Annotated in this window: 23 protein-coding genes and 5 pseudogenes; 17 read left to right on the top strand and 11 right to left on the bottom strand. The window is 64.2% G+C overall.

All coding sequences use genetic code 11. From position 1 onward, the window contains the following. Nucleotides 1–22 precede the first annotated feature (22 nt). The gene (locus QK290_RS08410) at nucleotides 23–1,243 is read right to left on the bottom strand and encodes a M20 family metallopeptidase (RefSeq protein WP_282330219.1); all 1,221 of its coding nucleotides are present in this window, start codon (nucleotides 1,241–1,243) and stop codon (nucleotides 23–25) included. Between the two features lie 145 nt (nucleotides 1,244–1,388). Here QK290_RS08410 and QK290_RS08405 point away from each other — a divergent pair, with 145 nt between their 5' ends. Both QK290_RS08405 and QK290_RS08400 read left to right on the top strand, forming a co-directional pair. Beyond that, nucleotides 1,389–2,411 (top strand): AsnC family transcriptional regulator, encoded by a 1,023-nt coding sequence (locus tag QK290_RS08405; RefSeq protein WP_282330239.1) that lies wholly within the window; start codon nucleotides 1,389–1,391, stop codon nucleotides 2,409–2,411. A 102-nt stretch (nucleotides 2,412–2,513) separates the two neighbouring features. Then, nucleotides 2,514–3,104, top strand: a complete 591-nt coding sequence (locus tag QK290_RS08400; protein ID WP_282330218.1) for a DUF1992 domain-containing protein — start codon at nucleotides 2,514–2,516, stop codon at nucleotides 3,102–3,104. Between the two features lie 56 nt (nucleotides 3,105–3,160). Here the strand turns inward: QK290_RS08400 and QK290_RS08395 are convergent, their stop codons facing one another. Next, nucleotides 3,161–5,518: a transglycosylase domain-containing protein gene (locus QK290_RS08395; RefSeq protein ID WP_282330217.1), complete on the bottom strand. Its 2,358-nt coding sequence runs from the start codon at nucleotides 5,516–5,518 to the stop codon at nucleotides 3,161–3,163. Between the two features lie 213 nt (nucleotides 5,519–5,731). On the opposite strand from QK290_RS08395, the gene QK290_RS08390 reads away from it, so the two are divergent. Beyond that, a complete protein-coding gene (locus tag QK290_RS08390; RefSeq protein WP_282330216.1) occupies nucleotides 5,732–6,328 on the top strand; it encodes a PadR family transcriptional regulator in 597 nt (198 codons plus the stop codon). Nucleotides 6,329–6,394: 66 nt separating this feature from the next. Here QK290_RS08390 and QK290_RS08385 read toward each other — a convergent pair whose 3' ends face one another. Continuing rightward, nucleotides 6,395–7,702, bottom strand: a complete 1,308-nt coding sequence (locus QK290_RS08385) for an ammonium transporter (RefSeq protein ID WP_282330215.1) — start codon at nucleotides 7,700–7,702, stop codon at nucleotides 6,395–6,397. Between the two features lie 370 nt (nucleotides 7,703–8,072). Continuing rightward, nucleotides 8,073–8,867 (bottom strand): carbon-nitrogen hydrolase family protein, encoded by a 795-nt coding sequence (locus QK290_RS08380; protein ID WP_282330214.1) that lies wholly within the window; start codon nucleotides 8,865–8,867, stop codon nucleotides 8,073–8,075. 32 nt (nucleotides 8,868–8,899) lie between these two features. Between QK290_RS08380 and QK290_RS08375 the strand changes: the two genes are divergently transcribed. From QK290_RS08375 to QK290_RS08345, 7 genes and pseudogenes are all read left to right on the top strand, one after another. Continuing rightward, the gene (locus QK290_RS08375) at nucleotides 8,900–9,556 is read left to right on the top strand and encodes a GntR family transcriptional regulator (protein WP_282330213.1); all 657 of its coding nucleotides are present in this window, start codon (nucleotides 8,900–8,902) and stop codon (nucleotides 9,554–9,556) included. Between the two features lie 51 nt (nucleotides 9,557–9,607). Further along, a complete protein-coding gene (locus tag QK290_RS08370; RefSeq protein ID WP_282330212.1) occupies nucleotides 9,608–9,769 on the top strand; it encodes a DUF2848 family protein in 162 nt (53 codons plus the stop codon). Between the two features lie 53 nt (nucleotides 9,770–9,822). After that, nucleotides 9,823–10,221, top strand: a complete 399-nt coding sequence (locus QK290_RS08365) for a hypothetical protein (RefSeq protein ID WP_282330211.1) — start codon at nucleotides 9,823–9,825, stop codon at nucleotides 10,219–10,221. Between the two features lie 74 nt (nucleotides 10,222–10,295). Continuing rightward, nucleotides 10,296–10,988, top strand: a pseudogene (locus QK290_RS08360) (hypothetical protein). Between the two features lie 120 nt (nucleotides 10,989–11,108). Next, the gene (locus QK290_RS08355) at nucleotides 11,109–11,312 is read left to right on the top strand and encodes a hypothetical protein (RefSeq protein ID WP_141141640.1); all 204 of its coding nucleotides are present in this window, start codon (nucleotides 11,109–11,111) and stop codon (nucleotides 11,310–11,312) included. Between the two features lie 210 nt (nucleotides 11,313–11,522). Continuing rightward, on the top strand, nucleotides 11,523–12,620 hold the full coding sequence (locus tag QK290_RS08350) for a ferredoxin reductase (protein ID WP_282330210.1): 1,098 nt from the start codon (nucleotides 11,523–11,525) through the stop codon (nucleotides 12,618–12,620). A 13-nt stretch (nucleotides 12,621–12,633) separates the two neighbouring features. After that, nucleotides 12,634–13,821: an acyl-CoA desaturase gene (locus QK290_RS08345; RefSeq protein WP_282330209.1), complete on the top strand. Its 1,188-nt coding sequence runs from the start codon at nucleotides 12,634–12,636 to the stop codon at nucleotides 13,819–13,821. A 63-nt stretch (nucleotides 13,822–13,884) separates the two neighbouring features. Here the strand turns inward: QK290_RS08345 and QK290_RS08340 are convergent, their stop codons facing one another. From QK290_RS08340 to QK290_RS08325, 4 genes are all read right to left on the bottom strand, one after another. Further along, the gene (locus tag QK290_RS08340; protein ID WP_282330208.1) at nucleotides 13,885–14,730 is read right to left on the bottom strand and encodes an alpha/beta hydrolase; all 846 of its coding nucleotides are present in this window, start codon (nucleotides 14,728–14,730) and stop codon (nucleotides 13,885–13,887) included. Nucleotides 14,731–14,836: 106 nt separating this feature from the next. Continuing rightward, entirely contained in the window at nucleotides 14,837–15,034 is a 198-nt protein-coding gene (locus QK290_RS08335) for a hypothetical protein (protein ID WP_282330207.1), read from the bottom strand. A 225-nt stretch (nucleotides 15,035–15,259) separates the two neighbouring features. Continuing rightward, the gene (locus QK290_RS08330) at nucleotides 15,260–15,601 is read right to left on the bottom strand and encodes a carbohydrate-binding domain-containing protein (RefSeq protein ID WP_282330238.1); all 342 of its coding nucleotides are present in this window, start codon (nucleotides 15,599–15,601) and stop codon (nucleotides 15,260–15,262) included. Nucleotides 15,602–15,634: 33 nt separating this feature from the next. Next, entirely contained in the window at nucleotides 15,635–16,090 is a 456-nt protein-coding gene (locus tag QK290_RS08325; protein WP_282330206.1) for a VTC domain-containing protein, read from the bottom strand. A gap of 144 nt (nucleotides 16,091–16,234) precedes the next feature. Here QK290_RS08325 and QK290_RS08320 point away from each other — a divergent pair, with 144 nt between their 5' ends. Then, the gene (locus tag QK290_RS08320; RefSeq protein WP_282330204.1) at nucleotides 16,235–16,984 is read left to right on the top strand and encodes a lytic transglycosylase domain-containing protein; all 750 of its coding nucleotides are present in this window, start codon (nucleotides 16,235–16,237) and stop codon (nucleotides 16,982–16,984) included. 90 nt (nucleotides 16,985–17,074) lie between these two features. Here QK290_RS08320 and QK290_RS08315 read toward each other — a convergent pair. Then, nucleotides 17,075–17,710 (bottom strand): annotated as a pseudogene (locus QK290_RS08315) (phosphodiester glycosidase family protein); the annotation flags it as partial. 88 nt (nucleotides 17,711–17,798) lie between these two features. Then, complete coding sequence (locus QK290_RS08310) at nucleotides 17,799–18,179, bottom strand: response regulator (protein ID WP_282330237.1); 381 nt, start codon at nucleotides 18,177–18,179, stop codon at nucleotides 17,799–17,801. Between the two features lie 258 nt (nucleotides 18,180–18,437). Between QK290_RS08310 and istA the strand changes: the two are divergent. The 6 genes and pseudogenes from istA to QK290_RS08280 form a co-directional block, all read left to right on the top strand. Beyond that, nucleotides 18,438–20,168, top strand: a pseudogene (istA, locus tag QK290_RS08305) (IS21 family transposase). Then, nucleotides 20,165–20,677, top strand: a pseudogene (locus QK290_RS08300) (ATP-binding protein); the annotation flags it as partial. The pseudogenes istA and QK290_RS08300, both read left to right, overlap by 4 nt. A 268-nt stretch (nucleotides 20,678–20,945) precedes the next feature. Further along, entirely contained in the window at nucleotides 20,946–22,043 is a 1,098-nt protein-coding gene (locus QK290_RS08295; protein WP_282330203.1) for a tyrosine-type recombinase/integrase, read from the top strand. After that, nucleotides 22,040–22,972, top strand: coding sequence for a tyrosine-type recombinase/integrase (locus tag QK290_RS08290; protein ID WP_282330202.1), 933 nt, complete (start codon nucleotides 22,040–22,042; stop codon nucleotides 22,970–22,972). The genes QK290_RS08295 and QK290_RS08290 overlap by 4 nt, the downstream gene beginning before the upstream one ends. After that, nucleotides 22,969–23,958, top strand: coding sequence for a tyrosine-type recombinase/integrase (locus tag QK290_RS08285; protein ID WP_282330201.1), 990 nt, complete (start codon nucleotides 22,969–22,971; stop codon nucleotides 23,956–23,958). Before QK290_RS08290 ends, QK290_RS08285 begins: the two co-directional genes overlap by 4 nt. A 99-nt stretch (nucleotides 23,959–24,057) precedes the next feature. Beyond that, nucleotides 24,058–24,312, top strand: a pseudogene (locus QK290_RS08280) (ATP-binding protein); the annotation flags it as partial. A gap of 61 nt (nucleotides 24,313–24,373) precedes the next feature. On the opposite strand, the gene QK290_RS08275 reads toward QK290_RS08280, so the two are convergent. Further along, complete coding sequence (locus QK290_RS08275) at nucleotides 24,374–24,490, bottom strand: DUF664 domain-containing protein (protein WP_282330236.1); 117 nt, start codon at nucleotides 24,488–24,490, stop codon at nucleotides 24,374–24,376. Nucleotides 24,491–24,589 lie beyond the last annotated feature (99 nt).

The following is a 24,589-nucleotide window of genomic DNA, read 5'->3' as shown; positions in this document are numbered from 1 at the left end:
TGCTCCAAGAGGTGAGGGGAGTTCAGTTGGCCGAGGCCAGGGCTGCGATGCGGGAGACGGCCAGCTCTGCGTAGAGCGCGGTTCCGTCGGAGAGCACGCCGTCGTCGAAGGCGGCGTAGGGGGAGTGGTTGAATGCCGTTTCGGTGTGGTCGGCGCCGGGGGCGACGGCGCTGAGCCCGATAAACGTCCCGGGTACCTCCGCCAGCACCCTCGAAAAATCCTCGGATCCGCTGAGCGGTGTGGCCCAGCGGGTGAGGCGCGAGTGTCCAAAGAGGTCTTCAATGGTCTTTTCGGCGGTGCGTGTTTCGTCGTCGTCGTTGACGGTGAGCGGGTACTCGTGGCGGTAGTCGACGTCCACCTCGAGGCCGTGGGCTGCGGCGATGCCCTTCAGCAGGGTGGGAACGGCGGACATCATCCGCTCCCGGGAGGCCTCCGAGAAGGTTCGGATGGTGGCTTCGATGCGCGCTGATTCCGGAATGATGTTTCGCTTAGTGCCTGCGTGGAGGACACCCACCGTCAGGACCACGGGATCGAACATGTTGAACTGGCGGGTGATCATCACCTGCAGGGCGGTCACCATTTCGGCGGCCGCCGTAACGGGGTCCTTGGCTGTGTGAGGGGCCGAACCGTGGCCGCCGGCGCCCAGAACCTGGACGGTGAGGGCGTCCGAGGCGCTCAGCATCACGCCGGGTTTGGTGCAGAACCGGCCATGCGGTTCCAAGGCGGAAAACACGTGCATCCCATAGGCGGCGTCAACCCGGCGCCCGGCCGCGTCCAGCACGCCTTCGCGGATCATGTGGGCCGCCCCGTCAAATCCTTCCTCGCCCGGCTGGAACATCAGCACGACGTCGCCGGCCAGCTGATCCCGGCGCTCGGCCAGGAGCGTGGCTGCGCCGGCCAGCATGGCGGTGTGTAGGTCGTGGCCGCACGCGTGCATGGCGCCGTCGATCTTGGACGCGAACTGGACGCCGGTCCGTTCCTGGACGGGGAGACCGTCCATGTCGGCACGCAGGAGGACTGTTGGTTTTGTTGCTGATGCGTGCGGTGCGGTGCCGCGCAGAACTGCGGTGACCGACGTCGTGCTTTTGCCCGGGGTGATCTCGAACGGCAGGCCGTCCAGGGCTTTTAGGACCTTTTCCTGGGTCCGGGGAAGGTGCAGTCCGATCTCCGGTTCCTGATGCAGCTCGTGGCGGAACCGGGCGATCTCGTCCTGGAGTTCCCTGGCGTCGGTGGTGATCGACATATGCTCTCCTAATTTCTGAACGTTTGGTCAGTAACCCGCTTCCATTGTGAAGTGATGAGGTTCACAAGCGCCGAAATTGCAGGAAAAAACCAAAAGTATGATTGAAATGGCAGGATTCATTCACTGAAGCGTGGAGGTTGACGAAGTGGTGCTAAGCGAGGAAGACCTGGCACTGATCAACGCGCTGCAGATTGCACCGCGGATCAGCTGGTCGGATGCGGCCACGGTGCTGGGAGTGCATGCCACCACGCTGGCCGCACGCTGGGACAGGCTGGAGTTGTCCGGGGCGGCCTGGACGACGGCCCACCTGATTGGCGATCCCAAACAGATGTGCCTGGCGTTGGTGGACGTGGACTGCGAAATGCGGCAGCGGGACGAGGTGACCGCGGCGCTAGCAGCAATCCCCGAAGTGGTCACGGTGGAGGAAGCTGGAAGCAACCGGGATCTTATGCTGACAGTCATAGCGCCCACCTTGGCCCGGTTCACGGAGGAGGTGCTTCCGCGGTTCAAGGAGATCCCCGGACTGCTGAAGTACCGGACCTCGTTGTGCACCCGACTGCATTCCAGTGGCTATGTGTGGCGGCTCAACATTTTGGACAAGGCGAAGCAAAATGCGCTCAAGGCCTTGGCCGGTCCGGTGGCCCCGATGACCGGAGCTCCGCTGCCGCCCAGCCACCTGGATCTGATCCCGTTCCTTGCTCGGGACGGGCGCGCGGGCGCCGCGGAGATCGCCCGGAGCCTGGGCAGGAGCCCGGCGACAGTCCAACGGCAGCTCAACAGGGTGCTGGCAAGCGGGCTGCTGTCCTTCCGTTGTGAAATTGCCCAAAAGCTCTCCGGCTATCCAGTGAGCTGCCAGTGGTTCGTCAACGTGCCGGCGGGCCAGCACGAGGCCGCTGCTGCCGAACTCCGCAGCCTCCGCACTGTCCGGCTCAGCGCGTCCACCACGGGGAGCACAAATTTTGTCATCCTCATGTGGCTGCATTCGCTGGCCGATGTGATGAACGCCGAATTGGCCCTCCAGCAACGCATCCCGCAGATCGAGCTCGTGGAGAGCGTCGTGATCCTGAACACCGCCAAGCGGGTGGGCTGGATGCTGAACCCGGATTCGACCGCGAGCGGCGCCGTTGTGGTCTCGGGCACGGAGCTGCCGGCCCTGGGGCTCCAATGAGCTTGGTGCCCGCCGCGAGTGGCCCTCGTTGAAACCTGCACCGGCCTTCTGAATACTGGAAGTCCGAGAGGAACGGGACGGGCGCGGAGGCGGTGACTGATCATGGGCGGCGAGAGTGCCTTCAGGCGCCGGCTGGAACGGGCTGCAGAAATGCGCTCCTACCGCGGGGCCGGCATCAGTGCCGAGGAAGAGGCCGAACTCGAGGCCGCCGAGGCCAAGGAACGGGACAAGCGCAAAAAGGTCGACGATGCGCGGCGGGCGGAGTACCTGATCCGGGACGCCATGGCGCAGGGCAAATTCGACAACCTCAAGTACGCCGGCAAGCCGATCCCCGGGCTGGGGGAGGCCTACGATCCCGACTGGTGGGTCAAGGGCCTCATCCAGCGCGAGAACATCAGCGGGCTGGGGCCCAAAGCCATCCTGCTCCGCACTGAAGACGCCGAACTGGACGGGCGGTTGGATGCCCAGTTCACCGAAAAGCAGGTCCGGGACATCCTCGCAGACTTCAACGCCCGGGTGGTCGACGCCCGGCGCCAGCTCCAGGGCGGTCCGCCCGTCATCACCAAAACACGCGACGTCGAAACGGAGGTGGCGCGCTGGCGCGAACGCCGCGCCACCCCCGCACAAGACGCACCTCCCGAACGGGAACCGAAGCGTTCGTGGTGGCAGCGGCTCTGGCGCGGCACCACTTAGGAGAACGCACGACGGCGGCGCTACCCGCCGTCGTCGGCTGTCAGGGTCGTCGGCTCCTAGGGTCTTCCGCCCGGGACGCCGTTCTGCGGCGGAAGGCCCGGAATATCGGACGCGGACGGCGGGACGGGCGCGGGAACAGGAGCAGGAGGTGGCTCTGGCACGGGAGCCGGCGCCGGAGCGGGAGCGGGTGCGGGCACGGGAGCGGGTGCGGGCGCCGGGGCGGGTGCAGGCCTCGGCGCGGCCGGTGGAGGAGTCGGTTTCGGCGGAGCAATCATGGATGCCGGCGGGGCCGGGAACGGGTTGGCCGGGTAGAGCGGGGCGGCCTGGAGCATGTAGTTGACCCACTGCGGCCCGGCGATCATGTAGCCGTCAAGGCGCGGGTAGAACTGGCCGTTGACGGTGACGTTCTGGCCGGGGCGGTTTTGGCCTTCCAGTGCATCGCCAAAGAAGGACGCCGTGGCCAATCCCGAGGTGTAGCCCACCACCCAGGTGGAGCCGTTGTTGTTGGACGTGCCGGTCTTGGCGGCAACGGGCATCAGCGTGTGGATTTTGGGGTTGATCCACACCCCGGAGCCGACCTTCAGCACGTCCTGGAGCACCGCGTTTACGCCTCGGGCAACCTCCGGCTTGACGGCGTCGCGGCACTCGCTGGTCTGGCCCGGGAGTTTCCCGCCCGACACCTCCGTCACCTCAAGCACTGCGATGGGGGTGCAGTACCGGCCGTCGTTGGCGAAAGTGGCGAAAGCGTTGGCCAGGTGGACCGGGGCGACGCCGATGGCGCCGAGGAGATTGCCCAGCTGGTGCATGTTGATCTGGGCGCCGTCGAGTCCGCTGTGCAGCCCCACGGCGTCCACCATCTTCTGGATGCCGCAGAAATCGAGCTGGGTGGCCGAGGCGAAGGTGGCGGTGTTGATCGAGTTGTACAGCCCGTAGTTCACGGGCATGGGGCGGTAGTAGCCCTCGTCGGCATTCTGCAGGTCATCGGCGGCGCCCAACTCAAGGTTGTTCTGGGCCGTGCTGTAGGCGCCCAGCACCTTTCCGCAGCTGGAGCGCCACGGGAAGTCCAGCGGATACACCCGGCGGGAGGCGTCGACCACGCCTGTCAGAGGTTTGCCCTCGTTCAGCCACTCGGCGAACGTGAAGGGCTTCATGGTTGAGCCGGGCTGGAAGCCGCCCGCCCCGTTGAGGTTATTGCCTTGCGGATCACGGGAATCCACATTGAAGTTCAGCTGCGTATCGAACCTGCCCTCGGCCGGCAGGAACACCGTGTTCTGCGCCATTGCCAGGATTTTCCCGGTGCCCGGCTGGACGGTCACCAGTGACGCGCCCCAGCGGTCAGGATTCGCCCCGGCAGTGATGTCCACCTGCGCCTGCGCCGCCGCCTGCAGCCGGCTGTCCAGCGAGGTGACAATGGTGAGGCCGCCGCGGTACAGCTTTCGCTCCCGCTCGATCAGGCTGGTGCCGTAGGCCGGGTTGTTCAGGATCAGATGCGAAATGTAGTCGCAGAAGTACGGCGCCATCTGGGCGTGGGCGCAGCCCTGCTTCGCCGGACTGAGCTTCAACTCGATAGGGGTGGCCGCGGCGGCGTCGTGGTCCGCCTGGGTAATCTTGCCCGTGGCCAGCATCTCGGCAAGAACCTGGTTCCGACGGCTTGCGGCTTGCTCCGGATTGACCGCGGGGTTGTAGTAGCTGGGGCTGTTGACCAGCCCGGCCAGCAGGGCGGCCTGCGGCAGCGTGAGATCGGCCGCCGTGGTGCTGAAGAAGTACCGTGCCGCCGCCTCGATTCCGTAGGCCTCGCGGTTGAAGAACACGATGTTCAGGTAGCCCTCGAGGATCTGGTCCTTGCTGAATTTCTTCTCCAGTGCGATGGCCAGCTTCATCTCGCGGAGCTTGTCCCCGACGCTCTTCTGGCCGCTGAGGATCACCTCGTCAGTCTTGTCCTGGGACACGAAGGACTCATTGATCACGTTGGTGACGTACTGCTGGGTGATGGTGGATGCGCCCTGCCTGCCCTCACTCGTCAGGTTGAAGATTGCAGCGCGGAGGATCCCCTGCGGGTCAATGCCCGGGTGCTTATAAAATCTGCTGTCCTCGATGGCGACGATGGCATCCCGGACATAGGGGGATATCCGGTCCAGGGGGATCTTGATCCGGTTCTCGGTATAGAACGCGGCGATCGGTTGGCCGTCGGAGGTGAGGACTTTTGTGGATTGCGACGGCGGCGCGACGATCAGTTCCGTGGGCAGATTTTCAAAGTAGCTGATGGAGGTACTGACTCCATAGCCGACAGTCGCAACAGCGGGCACCACCAGGCTTGCGGCCAGGACGCCGCACATGGCGCTCGCCGCAAAGAATCCGATTACCCTGCCCAAGGTGGAGGCCAACCGGTGCCTGCGTTTCTTTTGCTGCGCCATTGTTCAGCCCTCAAGCTCGCGACGTGTGAACAGGATACGCCGCTGCACCTGTTGCATCCAGATGCTGGACCAACTGATGCCAACCCGGTACTTACCGTCCCCTGGTTCCGTGCCGGGTCTTGTCGCGCGATACATACCGATATATCGTTAAGTATCGGTGAGTAGTTGACCGATAACCATTCATTAAGAACGAAGGAAAGGGAGGATGCCACCATGAAAGGCATTCACGACGACAAGTTTTTGGAACCGACGTTCGGGCGGGGACGGTTTGAGCGTGGCAGGGGCCGTCGCGGACCGCACGGGCACCGCGGCGGAGGATTCGGCCCGGGCTTCGGTCCGGGTGGCGGGTTTGGTCCCGGCTTCGGTCCGGGTCCCCGGCGGGCAAGCAGGGGTGATGTCCGGTGGGCCATCCTGTCCCTCCTGGCCGAGTCCCCCTCCAACGGTTATGGCCTGATCAAGACCATCGCGGAGAAAACGTCGGGGGCATGGCGGCCCAGCCCGGGGTCGATCTACCCGACCCTGCAGCAACTGGTGGACGAGGACCTGATTGAGCCCCTCAGCGAGGGCCGGCGGACCGACTTCACCCTCACCGATGCGGGCAAGGCCTATGTGGCCGAGCATGCGGAGGAGCTGGAGAACGCGTGGAACAGCGATGCGGAAGGATCCGGGCAGGCCTTCCACCAGAGTGTGGGCAAGCTGATGGGGGTCATTCATCAGTTCCGCACGGCAGCCACGGAAGAACAGCGCAATGCCGCGGTGGAAAAGCTCGACGAAACCCGCCGCGCGCTCTACCAGATCCTGGCCGACTGAGCCCGTTCACGTCAGGCTGAACGGGCTCAACCGGAGGCGTCAGAAGGCGTTCAGTAGCCTCTGTCCTTAGGCGAAGGTGTCTTCCTTGGCGGGAGCAGGAGCCGCAGCAGGTTCCGGCGTCCGGCGGACCAGCGGGTTGAAGTGGCTGCCAAGCCCACCGAAGGCGTAGGCGGTCTCGGCATGCTCGGAAAGATCCACGCCTACCATCTCGGCTTCGTAGCTCACCCGGAACCCGATGGTCTTGTTGATGGCCCGGCCGATCACCAGGGTCACGCCACCGGAGAGGGCCACTGTGACCACTACCGCTACGGCCTGAGCCGTCAGCTGCTGGAGACCGCCGCCGTAGAAGAGGCCGCCGCCCTGGCCGTCCACGGGGAGGGCGATGAAGCCCAGGGCGAGTGTGCCGATGAGCCCGCCGCCGAGGTGCACTCCCACCACGTCCAGGGAGTCGTCAAGGCCGAACCGGTACTTCAGGTCAACAAACACGCAGCTGGCTGCACCGGCAACCAGGCCCAGACCGATGGCGGCCACTGGGCTGATGTTGGCGCAGGACGGTGTGATGGCCACCAGGCCGGCCACAACACCGGAGGCTGCGCCTAGAGACGTGGGGTGGCCGTGGCGGATCTTCTCCGTCAGCAGCCAGCTGAGCATGGCCGCGGCCGGGGTTACCAGGGTGTTGATCCAGATCAGGCCGGCCTGCTCCGCGGTGGTGGCGGCGCCGCCATTGAACCCGAACCAGCCGAACCACAGGATGGCCGCGCCGAGCATGATGAAGGGGACATTGTGTGGGCGGTGGCTGGGATCCTTGGCGAAGCCGTGGCGCTGGCCAACCACCAGGGCCAGGACCAGGGCCGCCGTGCCCGAGCTGATCTCCACCACTGCACCGCCGGCGAAGTCGATGACCTGGCCGAAGACCTGGGTGATGGCTCCGCCGGCGCTCATGAGCCCGCCGCCCCAGATCATGTAGGCCAGGGGGCAATAGACCAGCGTGACCCAAAGCGGCACAAACACTGCCCACGCGCTGAACTTGGCACGGTCCGCGATGGCGCCGCTGATGAGGGCCACGGTGATGATGGCGAAGGTGGCGCTGAAACCGGCTTTGATGAGGTCAGGGGAGCCCATGAGGTTCTGCAGCCCGAAGTTGGCGAAAGGGTCGCCAAAAATGCCGAGGATTCCGTCGCCGGTGGTCATGGAATAACCCCACAGGACCCACACAACTCCCACGATCCCGGCAGAGATGAAGCTCATCATGATCATGTTCAGTGCTGCCTTGGCACGCGTCATGCCGCCATAGAAAAGACCGAGTCCGGGTGTCATAAGCAGCACCATTGCCGCCGCGATCATCATCCAGACGTGTTGCGCAGTGATCTCCACCGGTGGGTCCCTTTCATTGATCCTGAATACGGGGACTTCTCATAGGTGTCCCGCGTATCCCCCCGATCAATATTTGCCGCCGCGTGTTTCCGTTTGCACTTCACTAAGTTGCGGACAGGTTACGGACCGGCGTCTTTCGTGAAGATCGCATGACCGTGATGTTTCCGGCGTGTAAACAGAACCTGTTGAATGACGCTCCGGCAGGAAGCCTTGCGCCCTTGGTGCCAGCGACGGCGGGCGGCGGTGCGCGCACGTGGTGAGAAGTCGCCGTCGGGCGCTGAAAAGGGCAACGTTTCCTGAAAATGAACGGCGACTCACCGCCCTTGCGGCCGGCCCTCGCGGGGAGAATTCGCCGGGCCGGCCCGCGGGGTCAGAAGGTCCGGGCGTTAGCCAGGACAGGCAGTTTGCCGCGGACCTCTGCTACGACGGACTGGTCAATGTCGACGACGGCGAGTTCCGGTTTGCCGCCGAGGGCCACCAGGGCAGCACCCAGGGGAGAGATGACGGCGCTGTGGCCAACGCCGGTGGGAGCCTTGCCGGCGGAGGCGATGCCGACGCTCGCCGGATCTCCCTGACCGGTGGCCACTACGAAGGTGGTGCTGTCCAGGGCGCGGGCGCGGACCAGGAGGTCCCACTGTTCAGCTTTGCCCTCGCCGGCCCCCCACGAGGCGCAGACAATGTTGACCTGGGCGCCGGCTTTGGCGTTGGCCGTGAACAGTGCCGGGAAACGTACGTCGTAGCAGGTGGCCAAGCCGAAAGTGGTGCCGCCCACCTCGAAGGTCACGGGGGCTGTTCCGGCGTCGACGGTATCGGATTCGGCGAAACCAAATGCATCAAAGAGGTGGATCTTGTCGTAGGAGGTCTCGACGCCCGGGCCGGTGACCAGCAAGGTATTCCGCACCCGGCCACCCCCGCCAGGGGTGAACATGCCCGCTACCACGGTGATGTCCAGCTCGTGGGCAATGCTGCGGACGGCGGCGGCCCACGGCCCGTCCAGCGGTTCGGCAATGTCCGTCAGGCTGTTGCCGAAGGCGCGCATGGCGGCTTCCGGGAACACCACGAGCTCGGCTCCGGCGGCTTTGGCCCGCGTGGCGTAGTCTCGGATTAGCTCCAGGTTGGCGGCCAGATCGGCGCCGGAGATGATTTGGGCCACTGCTAAACGCATGAAATTACTCCAGTCTGTTGTATACATAATGTATGCGAAAAAGTTCGGCGACGTCGGCGTCCGGCCGCGAGAAGGCGTACGCGTACCTGCGGGAAAACATCCTGATTGACCCGGAGGTGCAGGGGAAGTTCCTGAACGAGCAGGAACTGGCCGCGGAGATCGGCGTCTCGCGAACTCCGGTCCGGGAGGCGCTTCTGCTGCTCGTCTCCGACGGCCTGGTGGAACTGATTCCGCAGCGCGGTGCCTATGTTCCGCCGGTAACGGGCCGCGAAATGTCGGAACTTATGGAGCTCCGGGGTGTGCTGGAAAGCCATGCCGCCCGCCTGGTGATCGAACAGCGCCGCGTTCCTGCGGAAACCATGCAGGACACCCTCGACCAGCAGGCCCAGCTTCCGAATGAGCTGAATGCGGACGCTGCGCAGGAGTTCATCCGGTTGGACACCCTCTTCCATCAGCTGCTGATCGACGCCGCGGGCAATGAGCTCATCTCCCGAACGTACAGCAAACTGCATGTCCGGCAGATCCTGGTGGGCGTCGCTGCCCTGTTCCGCACCGGTGACCGGCGCGGAAAGGTGTGCGCCGAACACCAGGACATCCTCGATGCCCTGGTGTCCGGCGATGCCGCTAAGGCGCAGGAGGCTATTGATCATCACTTGGCCGTCACCCGGGATATCCTGCTCCGCGCCTGATGGAGAGTTTTTGTCCACATAACTCGAGGTAAAAGGCGTTTTGGGTGCATTATGTGGACAAAAAGGACGGTCCTCAATTCCGGCACGGTGGCCATGACCAGCGGCGTGAACCAGTACGCCCGCAGCTGGAAAGTGGAGATGACAGACCCCGTGACCGGATCCACCGTGGATGCCCAGTACGTGGTGGAGCAGATGGCCGAGCCCATCGGCTGATTCCGCCGGGCAGGCTCATGCTGGGGGTCGGAACTCCCGGTAGCATCATTGCTATGCCCACTGCGCTTGAAATGGCAGGTCCCATTCTGGAAATGATGACCTGGCTGTGCCTTCCGCCGGGGCTTGCCCTGTTGTTCTACTCGGGCATCCTCCGGCGGTTTGTGCACCCTTGGAACATTGCGGAAGCAGTGGTCTACGCGGACGCTACCGGAACGGGCTTCCGCTGGTTTGACCGCAAGTACCAGGTCCACCACGCCCCGATGTCACCCCACGACATCAAGGACCTGGCCGTGGGCGACACCCTGCCGATCTACTACCACCCCAAGCGCCCCACGCAGTGGCAGACCGCAGCGCCCGAACCGGTGGGGCGGACCGCCGTCGTGCTTGGCCGGGTGCTCGCCGGGATCGGTGCCGTGGCGCTTGTCGCCGGCTTTCTGCTGCCGATGTTTTGACGTTCAGGGGCTGGACACCGGCAGACTCACGGCCAACCGGGAATGCGGCCCGCCGCAGGGAGGTTGGGCCATACATGCGACGCATTGGATTCCTTTCGTTCGGCCATTGGGGCCCCGGCCAGGGCTCCCGCACCAGCACCGCCGGCGAGGCCCTGCGTCAGGGCATTGAGCTGGCGGTGGCCGCCGAGGAACTCGGAATCGACGGCGCGTTCTTCCGCGTGCACCACTTCGCCCGTCAGCAGGCGTCCCCGTTCCCGCTGCTGGCAGCCAGCAGAAAATGAAACCGACGCAGACATGGCCCGCCGGCACACAGCCCAGTTGCGGCACGCCAACAGCGGCGCCGGAGTGGCCGAGGCGGACCCGCGCTACGCCGGCGGTGCCGCCGGCCTGTTGCCGATCCAGCCGCAGTCGCCGGGTCTCGCGGAGCGGATCTGGTGGGGGCGGGAAGCCGCAACACCGCCGTGTGGGCGGCCGGGCTTGGCATGAACCTGATGAGCTCCACCCTGCTCACCGAGGACACCGGTATCCCCTTCGACCAGTTGCAGGTAGAGCAAATCCAACTCTTCCGGGACGCCTGGGCCGCGACAGGACACAGCCATCAGCCGCGTGTCTCCGTCAGCCGGAGCATCCTGCCGAGCGTTGACGATGAGGACAACAGGTATTTTGCGGGCAGCGCGCTGCGGGACAGGCGGGACCAGTTGGGCGTTGACTTCAATGCCAAATTGCTGGGCAACATCGCCCGGCACATTGCGGCCGCCGTCGGCTGAACCCCGGCCCGTTCCTGATCCAGGGCTGATTCCGCTGGGTGATCCGCCCGGAACGTAATATCCTGAGAAGGTGCGGGCCATTGAGGCCCGGTTATTCCTCACGGCCCAGAGAGGCTCACCATGTCCGAAAAACTACACCTGACGCCGGAAGACGAGTTCCCGGAAGATCTTTCCACCGTTCCGGACCGGGAGCTACAGGTTCTGGACAGCCAGGTTCAGCGTCAATTGGACTATGAGTACGTGGCCGAGGGCGAACCGAATCCGGAGACGGAGTTCAGGCACCATGACCTCGACGAGGAGTTCGAGGACCGGGACAGCCGCTGACAACCGTCCCCGCCGTCGGTCTGGCTATTCGCGTGACCTGCAGTGGATACTAGTCAGTATCCTTAGTAATATTACTCAAGGAACCATCCATAAGCCACAGCCGTTAGGCTTGTAGGGGGCTTAGGGGGCTAAGTGCCCCATTTTTACTGCATGACTGCGGTAACGGTCAGGAGAGAGAAATATGGCTCGCGCCGCATTAGGTTTTACTGCATGATCCGGCTACGTCAGCTGGCACAGGCGGCTTCCGTACTGACCACGCCATTGGCACCGGAAGATATTCTGGCGCTCTTCAACCCTGTCTTCTCTGCGCGCCAACTCCGCGGAGTGGTGACCCGCGTGGTCCAGGAAACGGCGCAGTCGGCCACCATTTTCTTTCGTCCCGGCCGCGGCTGGCATTCGCACCTGGCCGGCCAGTGGGCGCGCATCGGCGTTGAGCTCGACGGCGTCCGCCACTGGCGCTCCTATTCGCTGAGCGCCCCCGCCGGCAAGGACCCCGCCATCACCGTCACCGACGTCGGCGCAGTTTCCGGAACCCTGGTTCGGACCACCAAACCTGGTGACGTCCTTTTCCTGGCACCCCCGCAGGGCGACTTCGTGCTTCCCGAGCACCCCAGGCCGCTCCTTATGGTCACCGCCGGCAGCGGCATCACTCCGGTGATGTCCATGATCCGCACCCTTGTTCCGCGCCGCCCGGATGCCGACGTCGTGCTGGTGCACTCGGCCCGCACGCCCGGCGACAGCCTCTTCCGCGAGGAACTCGCCGAACTGGCTGACCAGTTCCCCAACTTCCGGCTGGCCCACTGGTACACCGGCGAACAGGGCCGGATGGACCTGACCAACACGGCCGAGCTCGATGAGATCTGCCCGGACTGGAAGGAACGGGCCGCGTACGCGTGCGGTCCGGACAGTTTCCTGGACGACGCCGAGGCCCTGTGGAAGCAGGCGTCCCTCACCGCCGGCGCCCCTGGATCCGATGTTGCCATCGCCGGCGATCCCGGCAACCTGATGATTGAACGGTTCAACACCACCTTCGCAGGGGGTGTGGGGCACGACGGCGGCCTGGTCACCTTTGAGGCGTCGGACCGGGAAGTTGACGCCGACGGCGATACTCCGCTGCTCGACGTCGGCGAGGACGCCGGGGTGCTCATGCCCAGCGGCTGCCGAATGGGAATCTGCCACAGTTGCCTGACCCCGCTCCTGGCCGGACAGGTCCGTGACCTTCGCACCAACGAGGTCCACGGCGAACCCGGCCAACTAATCCAAACGTGTGTCTCGGCAGCCGCCGGACCCGTCAACCTCGAACTCTGAGGAGCAATACCGCATGTCAGTAGTTTCAGAAAGCAAGAAAGTTTCCGAAGGCAAGACCGCCCCCACCGGAGCGGCAAAGACGCGTCCCGGGGCGCTGGCCGAGTCCGGCAGCCCGCTGGTCCGTCCTCCTGCCGCAGCGCACCTGTCGGATGAACAGGTAGCTGAGCTGGGCCGCGAACTCGACGCGATCCGCGACGAAATCCTGGCCAAGCGCGGCGCCTCCGACGCCGCCTACATCCGTCGCATGATCAAGATCCAGCGCGGGCTGGAGATCTCCGGCCGCGCGGCTTTGCTGGTCAGCAAGAACAAGGCAGCCTGGGTCACCGGCACCACGCTGCTGAGTTTGGCCAAGATCCTGGAAAACATGGAACTCGGCCACAATATCCTGCACGGGCAGTGGGACTGGATGCGGGACCCGGACATCCACTCCACCACATGGGAGTGGGACTTCGTCACCCCCTCACGCGCCTGGCAGCACACGCACAATGACCTCCACCACCGCTGGACCAACGTGGTTGGCAAGGACAACGACGTCGGGTACAACCTTCTGCGCATGGACGAGGACCAGCCGTGGCAGCCCCACAACCTGGGCAACCCGCTGTACAACGCCATCCTTTCCCCGCTGTTCGAATGGGGCATCGCCATCTATGACCTCGAGCTTGCTGAGTACCAGGCAGGCAAGAAGTCCAAGGAAGCGCTCGTCAAGGACCTCAAGGCCCTGGGCCGCAAGGTGGTCACCCAGTTCACCAAGGACTACGCCGCCACTCCTGCCGTCGCCATGCTCACCGGTTCCGGCAAGCAGGCGCTCTACGGCACCCTGACCGCCAACGCCGTCCGCAACGTCTGGGCGCACGCCGTGATCTTCTGCGGTCACTTCCCGGAAGGCACTGACACCTTTACAGAGGAAATGGTGGAAGGCGAAACCCGCGGTGACTGGTACGTCCGGCAGATGATCGGTTCCGCCAACATCTCCGGTTCCAAGTTCATGCACCTGATGACAGGCAATCTGTCGCACCAGATCGAGCACCACCTGTTCCCGGACTTGCCGTCCAACCGGTACGCCGAGGTCGCTCCGCGGGTACGCGAGATCTGCCAGCGCTACGGCCTGAAGTACACTACAGGTCCGCTGCTGAAGCAGGTGGGATCGTCCTGGGCGAAGGTCTTCAAGCTGGCGCTGCCGGGCAAGGCTGCCAGGGCTTGAGCTGACTAAGCCTTAAAAGAGTGGAGGGGCCAGGCGAATCGCCTGGCCCCTCCGCTCTTTTTGTTATCCGGCCTGCTTTTTGAGGAAGGCGAGCAGGGCTTCGTTGACTTCCGCGGCGTGCGTCCACAGCAGGCCGTGCGGGGCGCCGTCGATCTCCACGTACTGGGCGCTGGGCAGGGACTTGGCAAACCGGCGGCCGGTGGCATCGATGGGCAGGATGTTGTCCGCCGTGCCGTGGACAATCAGCGCGGGGACATCAATCCGGGGGATGTCCCCGCGGAAGTCGGTCAGCCATGGGGGCTGCGCGGCCACTGATGCGGTGGCGCCTGCATCGGCGGCGATTCTCCAGCTGGCGTCAAGGACTTCCTGGCTGAGTCGCGGGGTGCCCAGGAACGTGTCGGTGTTGTAGAAGTTTTTGAAGAATTCCGTGAAGAACGCATACCGGTCCGATGTGACCGCTTCGGTGAGTCCGTCGAAGACTTCCTGGGGAACGCCGTCAGGGTTGTCGTCTGTTTTTAGGAGGAACGGCTCCAGCGATCCAAGGAATGCTGCGCGGGCCACCCGGGCCGAACCGTACGTGCTCAGGTAGCGGGCAACTTCACCTGTGCCCATGGAGAATCCCACCAGCACGGCGTTGTTGACTTCCAGCCGGTTCAGGAGCGTACTGAGGTCGGCGGCGAACGTGTCATAGTCGTAGCCGCTGGTGGTCTTGCTGGACTTGCCGAAGCCGCGGCGGTCGTAGGTGATCACGCGGTAGCCGGCCTCCAGGAGGGCCTTGGTCTGCTTTTCCCAGGAGGATCCGTCCAGCGGGTAGCCGTGGATCAGGACCACGGGCTGGCCGCTCCCGTGGTCTTCGTAGTAGAGCTCAATGTCGGTGCTGTTCTCGGTTCCAACGGTGACGAATGCCATCTCGGCGGTCCTTTCGAAGCTTCGGAATCAGTTTCGGGCGCAAGCAAAAGCCGACGCCGGGCATTCCCTACTCTAGGGACCGGCCGCCGCTGCACCAAGGATGTGGTTACTGGGAAGGTTGGGGCAGCTCGCAGGCGATCTGCGGGTTGACGCCCATATAGTTCAAAGGCCCGGCGACGATGGTCACGGCCACCGTTCCAGCCTGGGCACAGGACCCGGGAGCCCCGCCGAAGTAGCCGCGCTGCCAGGCGGCGATTCCTCCGATGATCAGCCAGATGAGAATCAGTGCTCCGAGAAACTTCATGGTGTCCTCCCAAGGCCGTGGCTGCTTGTGCGTTTAAGTATGCGCCGATATCCGGAATGCTCACAGGACCCAAGACGACCGTTACCTTTTTGTTGGTGACGGGCCTTTTGGCAGGGGTCAGGGACGGGCGCCGAAGCCGCCACCGCCCAGGCCCTGGGCCGAGGTGCACTCGCCGGCCGTCACGGTGCCCACCTGATCGGCGCCATCCAAGGAGCCATCGCCCGGTCAGGCACCGACCGTGTCCGTGCCGCCGGTGTAGACCCTGTATTCCTCGCCTTCGGTGATCGCGGCGGAGGAGAACACAAGAAATGCGGTGGTCTTGGTGGTCACGAAGGCACTCACCACGTTGCCCGCGGAATCAGCGATCTGCACCACCGTGCCGCCCATCCCGCCCTGGGTCGAGGCTGAGGCCGCGCCCGAGGCGTTCACGCCGTCGTCGGTGGCGTTGACGGTGACGTTGCCGGAGGCCAGCACGAGGCCGCCCTTGGAGGAGATGCCGTCGTTGAAGTTGCCGTTCACGGCCAGCGAGCCGGTGCCGGCGATGGTGAGATCTGCCCGCGAGGGTATCCAGGGAAACCGCGGCCTGTGCCGTGACGGAGGTTATAGACGAGTTGGAAGTGCTGCCGGTGGATACGGACGTGGTCCCGGTGATGGCGTCCCCGTGGAAGTGCCAGCGGCAGAGCAGCCGGCCAGCCCGACGGCGAGGGCGAGGGCAGTGACGGACAGGGCGGTGCGGACGCCGGAGTCCGGCAGGTGGAGCGTGGTTCGGTGGTAGCGGGTTTCGAGGACCGGACCGAGGGTTCCGGCGGGCGCTGCGCCCACCGAAGCGGCCAGGGTTTCCTGAACGTAGTCAAGGCCTTCGACCGTCAGCCGGGAGCGGTCCGTGAGCTGGTAGGGGATGCGTTCCTTGGCGGTGGCTTCGCGGGCGCCTTCGGTTTTGACCTCCAGGAAGCTGATGGCGCTGTCCACATACGTTCTGCTGCGGACCTTGTACCGGCTCCGGCGGCCATATGCGGCGAGGAGGTAGCTGTCCAGCCGTGCAGTGTCGAAGTACACGGAGTCCTACGGCGTCACTACGGGTGCAGCGACTGGAGCGGCTGGAACTACGGCGTGAGGCAGGGAAGGCGCCCGGCTGCTGTTTCCCATGCGTCATGCAGCCGCCGTTCCTGCTGGCGGACTTCGGTCGATAGGATCAAGTCCGTGCTCCGACTTAAACGCCTGGCGGTTTTCTGCGTGTTCGCGATCTGCGTCATCACCGCGGTGTCATTCTGGGCGCTCGGGCAGTCCGGCGCGCCCGCCAGCGGGGCTCTTCCTCCGCCACGGGCTGAGGCGAAACTCGAAACGTCCTCCGCCGGCCTTACCACTGCCGTCAATATCACCCGGAACGCGGACGCCGAGTGGCTCATCCTGGCTGCCGCACAAACGGGAATTCCCGCCCGTGCGCTTCGGGCTTACGTGGGTGCGGCCAGCGCGGCCAATCATTCCGCTCCGACGTGCGGGATCGGGTGGAATACGGTGGCGGCAGTGGGATTCGTCGAATCCCACCACGGAGCGTACGGCGGCGGAAACCTGAATGCCGCAGGGCAGGCGAGCGGGCCAATTGTCGGCCCGAGCCTGGACGGCAACGGATTTGCGGCCATTGCTGATACCGACGCCGGCGTCCTGGATGGCGACGCTCGCTGGGACCGCGCCGTCGGACCCATGCAGTTCATCCCCTCCACCTGGGACCTGGCGGGACGGGACGGGAACGGTGACGGCGAAGCGGATCCTTTCAACATCGACGATGCCGCCCTCAGCGCGGCCGGTTACTTATGCGCCCATGGCCGTGACCTCACCGCCGCGAACGGATGGACTGAGGCCATCTACTCCTACAACCAGTCCGACTCCTACGTGGACCAGGTGCGCGACCAGGCCACCTTCTACGCCGAGAAGACGGGCACCACAGGATAAGACCTCGACTACCCGCGTAACGTCCGCAGGTGGTGGCCGCGCCCCAGATCCAGAGACTTATTCTCAGCCTCCCGTGCTGCGCCCCTGGCCGATGGAGTGGTTGCCGAAGTTGGTGTCCACTTCGACGTCCTCAATGCCCTCGGCAACCCCGCCGTCGTCCAGCAGGGACGGGCCGAAGCAAAGGGTGCTCCAGACGCCGTCGGCGAGGAGCTGTTCGGCGGCTGTGGCGCTTTCGTCGTAGACCTTGACCGTGCTGTCGCGGTAGAAGGCAAGGCCTTGGCGGGCGCCGTCATCGCGGAACACCACTCCGTTGCGGATCACAATGCCGGTGTCACGGAAGCCGTAGTAGTCGCCGTTGTTGGCGAAGGCCGATTGGAGCGTGGTGGCATCGTTAAGCACGACGGCGGCAACGTAGTAGGTGACAGTGCTGTCGCCGCTGCCGGTGCTCACCGTGGAGATGTTGATGTTCGAGCTCTCCGACACGTAGGACGTGTCTGTGGTGACGGCGGTGGAATCAGTGGTGGTGTCCGCCGTCGTGCTTTCGTCGGTGCCTGTTTGACTGGCCTGGTATGCGGAGACGTCCGAGATTTCCACGTGCTGGACAACAAAGCGGTCCAGCGCCCAGGCTGTGGCGCCTCCCGCCAAAAGCGTCAGGGCCACGGCCCCGGCGACGACGGCACGCCGGACCCGGTTGCCCTTGCGTGGTTTGTTCTTGAGAGGAGTCATTCCTCATTTGTGGGCAACGAAGCTATCGCTTCGATTTGCCGGATATGTGCTGCGCCTGTGAACGGGTGGGCTGGCGAGAAAGTGCCGCCTAAAGCTGCCGTTGTGGCGTGGTTTCCGGGCGGGCGGGGGCTTTTGCCGGGCAGAGCCGCAGCGCGAGCTCCTTCAGTTCTGCGGGGTGGAACGGCTTGGTTAGGTAGGCGGCAGCGCCGGAGGCCATTCCGGCCAGTATGTCGCCTTCCTCGGACCGCGCCGTGAGGAACAGCATGGGAGCGGTGCTCAAGGCCCGGATTGCCCCGGCTACGACGTGCCCGTCCATGTCCGGCAGGCCAAGGTCAAGGGTGATCAGAGCGACCGATGGTTCAGCGGCTGCGGCAATTCCTTCGGCGCCGTTGGCGACCGAACGTACGGAAAAGCCTGCGCGGGTCATGACCACCGTGATCAGACCGCGGATGTCATCGTTGTCCTCGATGACAAGACAGATGCGTTTTTTCCATGAAAGCCCCTCTGCCGCATTTCCACCAGTTTACGTGCTGGTGAGTTGGTAAACCGTCAAAGTGACGTATTCCGCAACCGTCCTCAGTGATTATGGCAGTTTGAGTGGGGACCGGTTTTGCAGTTTGATTGGGGCCCACTTTCGCGGCTCGCCGGTTGATGAATCGCAGATTCAGTTGAGCCCACCCCACGGTTGAGTCCATCGAGATGTTTTTCCCAACAGTGGAAGGCAGTGATGGAGTCGAGAGTGGAGCTATTCGCAAGAATCCGCCGTGATGCCAGGGTCAGGGGCTTATCGATTCGGTCCCTTGCCCGCGAGCATCGAGTTTCCCGCCGGACGGTGCGGCAGGCGCTGGCTTCCGCGGAACCGCCGGCTCGAAGGGTTCCGGCCCGTGGGTCACCGAAGTTGGACCCGCTCAAGGGGGTCATTGACGTGATGCTTTTGGCTGATCTGGACGCTCCGCGGAAGCAACGCCATACGCAAAGGATCTTTGACCGTCTGGTGGATGAGCACAAGGCAGTGATCTCGTATTCCTCAGTACGGCAGTACGTGAAAGCCCGTCGTGCCGTCATCGCCATCGAATCCGGCAAGGCTCCCGTGGAGGTGTTCGTCCCGCAGGAGCATGCTCCCGGCGCTGAGGCGGAGGTCGATTTCGGGGACCTGTGGGTCGACTTGGCCGGTGTCAGAACCCGCTGTTACATGTTCGCGTTCCGGCTTTCCCATTCGGGGAAATCTGTCCATCGCGTGTACCCGACCTGTGCGCAGGAAGCATTCCTAGAAGGCCACATCGAAGCGTTCAACGCCATAGGAGGTGTGCCGACCAAACATATCCGCTATGACAATCTCACCTCTGCAGTGACCAAGGTCGTTTATGGGGCCGGCCGGCAGCGAGTGGAGAACGAGCGCTGGGTGCTCTTCAAATCCCACTTCGGATTCGATGCCTTCTATTGCGAGCCAGGGCTCAAGGGCGTCCATGAAAAGGGCGGGATCGAGGGGGAAGTGGGCAGGTTTCGGCGTAACTTCTTGACCCCGGTTCCGGTGGTGGAATCCTTGGCGGAGCTCAATGATCGCCTCAAGGTGTGGGACGAAGAAGAGAACGGGCGGAGGATTTCCCAGCGGCTGCGCACGATAGGGCAGGACTTCGCCGTCGAAGCGCCGTTGCCGGCAGAGAATTTTGATCCCGGACTGGTTCTGACCCCGAGGGTGGACCGGTCCTCGCTGGTCACAGTCCGTTCTACGAAGTATTCGGTGCCGGTGCGGTTCATCAACCGAAAAGTCCGGGTGTCTCTGCAGGCCACACAGGTGCGGATATTCGATGGCCGCACCCTGATCGCCGTCCACCCCCGGACTGTGGCCCGGGGCGGGCAATGCGTGCAACTTGACCATTATCTTGAGGTCTTGAAAATCAAGCCTGGTGCGAAAGCCGGTCTCCACGGCATTGGCGCAGGCACGGGAATCAGGGGTGTTCACCCCGGCCCATGACGCCTTCTGGGCCGCTGCTCGTAAAACTGACGGCGATACTGCGGCGACCGTGAACTGATCGACGTGTTGCTACTCCACCGGGTCATGGAGGCTGGCGACGTCATCGCCGGGATTACCGCAGCCCTGCACGTCGGGGCGGTCAGTGCAGATGTCGTTGCGGTCGAAGCACGGCGCGTGGCCGCGGAGCGGAACACCCCGGGGTGGGTCCGGCCAGATTGCTATCCCGTTGCGAAAGACGAAATCGTCGAGCACCGCGTTGTCAGTCTCACCCAGCGCCGGCTTGCGGACCCGGCAGCCGTGATAGCCGGCATGCCGCCGGACAAACGCCCGCAGCCGACGGTGGCCGGCTATGACCAGCTGCTGAAGAGACGTGCCATCCACGTCACCGATCCCGAGCCAGCGTTGCCGAGCAAGGAGCAGATCTCGAGAACCCCGCCCCACCCGTTGTTGTTTCCCAGACCCTGCGCCGCGGCCGAGGGCTGACCGAACAGGCCGCCGTCGCCGCCGTGGATCAGGCCTGCCGGCGGCTGCGTCTGCCCACCATCCGTGCCGTCCTCGATGAAGCCCTGGCCGTCGCAGGTAAGGAACAGCTCTCGTAACAGGGCTTCCTTGCCGAACTGCTGCTGGCAGAGTGTGATGACAGGGACCGGCGCTCCTCGATCCGCCGAGTCAAATCAGCTGGCTTCCCCCGGGATAAATGGCTCGGGGACTTCGACTTTGAAGCGAACCCGAACATCAACTCCGCAACCATCCACACCCTCGCTAACGGAGACTGGATCCGGAAAGGGGCACCGCTGTGTCTGATCGGGGATTCCGGGACCGGGAAATCCCACCTGCTCATCGGGCTCGGGACTGCTGCGGCCGAGAAGGGCTTTCGAGTCAAATACACTCTCGCAACCCGGCTGGTGAACGAACTCGTCGAGGCAGAGAACGACAAGGCACTGGCGAAGTCCATCGCCCGCTACGGACGCGTCGACCTGCTCTGCATCGACCTATGCCGAGCCCGCAACTATGCCGAGGCCAATTGTGCTGCCTGTGAATGCGGCCCGGTGGCGCTTGGTTTCCTCGAAGACGTGAACTCCGCCGTATCGGCATAGTTTCCCAGGGAGGAGCCTGTTCATTGGAGTAATTGTGCTCCCATGAAGGAGGCGAAGTGCAGTGTCAGGACCGAAGAGGGAAGCTGGTTTACTGTGGCCGGACGTCGAGGGTTACCGAGGGTGGTTGACGCAGCGGGGTTACACTCCGGGCACGGTTCGGAACATGCTGAAGGACTTGGGTCAGCTCGGTCTCTGGCTGTCTGCCGAAGGGCTCAGGAGAGAGGATCTGAACGAGGAATGCGTTGCGGCGTTCCTGTCCGCCCGAAGAGACGCGGGACGGAGGAGGATCCCGGGTCCCCGCGCGATGATGCCGCTGTTGAGCTATCTGCGCGAAGTTGGCGCCGCCCCTGAGAGAGCGGCCTTGGTCACGCCGTTGGGTGAGCTCGTGACGTCTTACCGGTCGTGGATGATCGAGGAGCGTGGTTTGGCGCTCACCACTGTGTTGCGTTACGAAAACACCGCACGCCGGTTCCTTCAGGAGTCCTCGTCCGGTGGCATGTTCGCGCCTGAGGCTCTGAACGGGGCGGACATCAACGCGTTCCTGCTGCGGGAATTCGCCCGGGTGTCGGCCGGATCGGCAAAGGGCCGGGTGGCCGAGCTGCGTTCGGTCCTGCGTTTCCTCTATCTGCGGGGCATCACCGGGTTGAGTCTGGGTGCCTCGGTTCCTGCAGTGGGTGGATGGCGTTTCGCGACTCTGCCCCCTCCTGGGTTGTCCGCGTCAGATGTGCAGCTTTTGCTCGACAGCTTTGACCGCAGCACGTTGCTGGGAGTCAGGGACTTCGCGATAGTGATGCTGGTGTCGCGGCTGGGGCTGCGGTCCATCGAAGTCGCACGCATGGAATTGCGTGACGTGGACTGGCGGTCCGGCGAGCTCTTGATCCGGGGTAAGGCTCGTCGGCAAGACCGATTGCCGCTACCGTCAGAGGTCGGAGAAGCGTTGGTCGCCTACCTCTCCTCTGGCCGGAATCCTGCAGATGCCGTTCACGTGTTTCTGACCTGCCGGGCGCCCCGCGGGCCGATCCGCGCCGACTTGGTCGGCGATGTTGTTCAGCGGGCCTGTAAACGTGCGGGTCTGCCCAACGTCGGAGCACATGGGCTGCGGCGCTCCCTGGCCGGTGAACTGCTCCGCAAGGGCGCCGGTCTGGTGGCGATCAGCCAGGTCTTGCGCCATCAGGATCTGGCCACGACCGCCCTCTATGCCAAGGTGGACCTCGTCGCGCTGCGCCAGGTTGCCCAGCCGTGGCCGGGGGTCGTGCGGTGAGTGCGCTGGAGCAGCATCTCGCAGACTACCTGCAACTGCGTCGATCGCTGGGACACGAAATGGCCGAGGCCCGATGGCTGCTGCCAAGATTCGTGGCTTATTTGGATGCCCACGGATCATCCACGGTGACCATCGAAGCGGCTCTGGACTGGGCGCAGCAATCACCCACGGGCCAGCCGACGACCGTGGGTCCGCGGCGGATGACGGCAGCACGGGGGTTCGCCCGCTACCTGGCAGGTATTTACCCCGGCACGGAGATCCCGCCGTTGGGTCTGATGCCGCACCGGCAGCGGTGGCGCCCACCGTTCATCTATTCCATCGCCGACATCGACGCGCTGATGCACCAGGCACGCATCTCGATCCGCCAACCGCTGCGGGCGGCCACTTACGAGACTCTGGTTGGCCTGCTCGCTGCGGGTGGTCTGCGGATCGGTGAGGCAATCAAGCTTGACCGCAGTGATGTCGATTGGTCCGGGAGCCTGTTGCTGATCCGTGAGTCGAAGTTCGGTAAATCCCGGCTGGTTCCACTTCACAGCACTGCCATGCAGGCACTGAGCGTATACGCGAAGCTCCGCAATGAGCTCGAACCACGACCGGAAGAGCCAAGCTTCTTCGTATCCCAGACCCACAAACGCCTCTGCTACGCGGCCGTCTGCCAAACCTTCCGGCAATTGGTCAATGACGCCGGGGTCGGGGATGGGGCGCCCTCGGCTCCGAGGCTTCACGATCTGCGGCACACTTTCGCGGTCCGCAGCCTGCTCAGCTGGTATCGGACCGGCGAGGACGTCCAGGCGAAACTTCCATCGCTATCAACCTACCTGGGCCACCGTGAACCGGCATCCACCTACTGGTATCTCTCGGCGGCACCGGAATTGCTCTCCCTGGCAGCAGCACGCCAGAACACCCGCTGGACGGCGGTGCGCTCATGACGCTGATCGCACCGACCCTGCAGATGTTCTTCACCGACCGGCTGGCCCAACAGCGCCAAGCCAGTCCACGGACCATCGCCGCCTACCGGGACGCCCTGAAGCTGCTGCTGGAGTTCATCTACGCACGGACCGGCAAGTTGCCTTCCCAACTGGACTGGGACGACCTGGACGCGACCATGATCTCAGGATTTCTCACCCATCTGGAGACCATGAGAGGCAACAGCGTCCGGACCCGCAATGTCCGCCTGACAGCGATCCGCTCGTTGTTCGCCTACGCCGCGTTGCGTCATCCGGAGCATGCGCTGTTGATCCAGCGTGTTCTCGCCATCCCGCCGAAGCGGTTCGACAAGCGCATCGTGACGTTCCTGACCCCGCCCGAGATCGACGCCCTCGTCGCGGCCCCTGATCAGTCCAGGTGGGAGGGCCGGCGCGACAGGGCCATGATGCTCGTGGCCATCCAGACGGGTCTGCGGGTTTCCGAGCTCACGGGCCTGAACTGCGCCGATGTCACCCTGGGCGCTGGCGCGAACGTCCGCTGCGAAGGAAAGGGACGCAAGCAACGCGCCGTTCCACTCACCACTCCTGTCGAGAGACTGCTGCGTTCCTGGCTGGCAGAACGAGCCGGACAACCTCACGAGCCAGTGTTCCCGACCCGGACCGGGCGGCGGCTCTCCCGCGACGCTGTCGCGCTGCGGGTCAGCACCCATGCAGCGACCGCTGCCCGAACATGCCCATCGCTATCGGGCAAGAAGATCCACCCGCACGTGTTTCGTCACAGTTGCGCCATGACCTTGCTTCAAGCCGGGGTCGACACGTCGGTGATCGCCCTCTGGCTCGGCCATGCCGGAGTCCGGTCCACCGACGCGTACGTCCATGCCGACATGACCATTAAGGAGAAAGCCCTGGCTCTCACCACGCCAGCATCCGCGCGCCCCGGCCGTTACCACCCATCAGACAAGATCCTCGCGTTCCTCGAAAGCCTGTAACTATGCCGAGCCGCGGCCCTGCTGACTGGCCAGATTGGGCGGTGGCCTCGGCATAGTTGCGGGCTCGGCATAGGTCAATCTATGCGGATGTCCGCATAGATCGACGAACTCGGCTACATGGAACTGGACAAACGCGGCGCCGAACTTCTCTTCCAGGCGCTCACTGAGCGCGAAGAAAAAGCAGCAGTGGCCATCGCCACCAACGAATCCTTCTCGGGCTGGACCAAACCCTTCACAGACCCACGTCTGTGCGCCGCGATTGTGGACCGGCTGACCTTCAAAGGGACCATCATCGAAACGGGCACAGACTCCTACCGGCTCGCCCATACGGTGGCCCAGCAAGCGGCTAGCTAAAGCGTTAAGAACGCGACGACATGCCGGTGTTCTCCAATCGGGCTGCGGCCTGAAGTCGGAACTATTCCACTACGAGATTCTGATGTCCATCGATCAGCTCCCGGACGATGTCGAGGTGGCCCGCGTGGACGGAAGTCTCAGCGAGCACGCGAAACAGGATCTCACGCCCATTGGCCATCGGTGCTGCGCCTGACGGGACTAAAGTTCGACGCATCTCATCGTTCTCGAGGCCGTCGACTGTTCGAAGAACATGTCCTCGCTCACTCTCCAGCTGAGC

This window comes from Pseudarthrobacter sp. AL07 (genome assembly GCF_029960665.1).
Taxonomy (GTDB): domain Bacteria; phylum Actinomycetota; class Actinomycetes; order Actinomycetales; family Micrococcaceae; genus Arthrobacter.
The sequence above is the reverse complement of the archived record's forward strand: the minus strand, read 5'-3'. Positions and strand labels throughout refer to the sequence as shown.

Coding starts and splice junctions, on each gene's coding strand:
- QK290_RS08410 (WP_282330219.1), bottom strand. CDS start 1,243: ATGTCGATCACCACCGACGCCAGGGAACTCCAGGACGAGATCGCCCGG.
- QK290_RS08400 (WP_282330218.1), top strand. CDS start 2,514: ATGGGCGGCGAGAGTGCCTTCAGGCGCCGGCTGGAACGGGCTGCAGAA.
- QK290_RS08395 (WP_282330217.1), bottom strand. CDS start 5,518: ATGGCGCAGCAAAAGAAACGCAGGCACCGGTTGGCCTCCACCTTGGGC.
- QK290_RS08390 (WP_282330216.1), top strand. CDS start 5,732: ATGAAAGGCATTCACGACGACAAGTTTTTGGAACCGACGTTCGGGCGG.
- QK290_RS08380 (WP_282330214.1), bottom strand. CDS start 8,867: ATGCGTTTAGCAGTGGCCCAAATCATCTCCGGCGCCGATCTGGCCGCC.
- QK290_RS08375 (WP_282330213.1), top strand. CDS start 8,900: ATGCGAAAAAGTTCGGCGACGTCGGCGTCCGGCCGCGAGAAGGCGTAC.
- QK290_RS08370 (WP_282330212.1), top strand. CDS start 9,608: ATGTGGACAAAAAGGACGGTCCTCAATTCCGGCACGGTGGCCATGACC.
- QK290_RS08365 (WP_282330211.1), top strand. CDS start 9,823: ATGCCCACTGCGCTTGAAATGGCAGGTCCCATTCTGGAAATGATGACC.
- QK290_RS08355 (WP_141141640.1), top strand. CDS start 11,109: ATGTCCGAAAAACTACACCTGACGCCGGAAGACGAGTTCCCGGAAGAT.
- QK290_RS08350 (WP_282330210.1), top strand. CDS start 11,523: ATGATCCGGCTACGTCAGCTGGCACAGGCGGCTTCCGTACTGACCACG.
- QK290_RS08345 (WP_282330209.1), top strand. CDS start 12,634: ATGTCAGTAGTTTCAGAAAGCAAGAAAGTTTCCGAAGGCAAGACCGCC.
- QK290_RS08340 (WP_282330208.1), bottom strand. CDS start 14,730: ATGGCATTCGTCACCGTTGGAACCGAGAACAGCACCGACATTGAGCTC.
- QK290_RS08335 (WP_282330207.1), bottom strand. CDS start 15,034: ATGAAGTTTCTCGGAGCACTGATTCTCATCTGGCTGATCATCGGAGGA.
- QK290_RS08295 (WP_282330203.1), top strand. CDS start 20,946: ATGCTGAAGGACTTGGGTCAGCTCGGTCTCTGGCTGTCTGCCGAAGGG.
- QK290_RS08285 (WP_282330201.1), top strand. CDS start 22,969: ATGACGCTGATCGCACCGACCCTGCAGATGTTCTTCACCGACCGGCTG.
- QK290_RS08275 (WP_282330236.1), bottom strand. CDS start 24,490: ATGGCCAATGGGCGTGAGATCCTGTTTCGCGTGCTCGCTGAGACTTCC.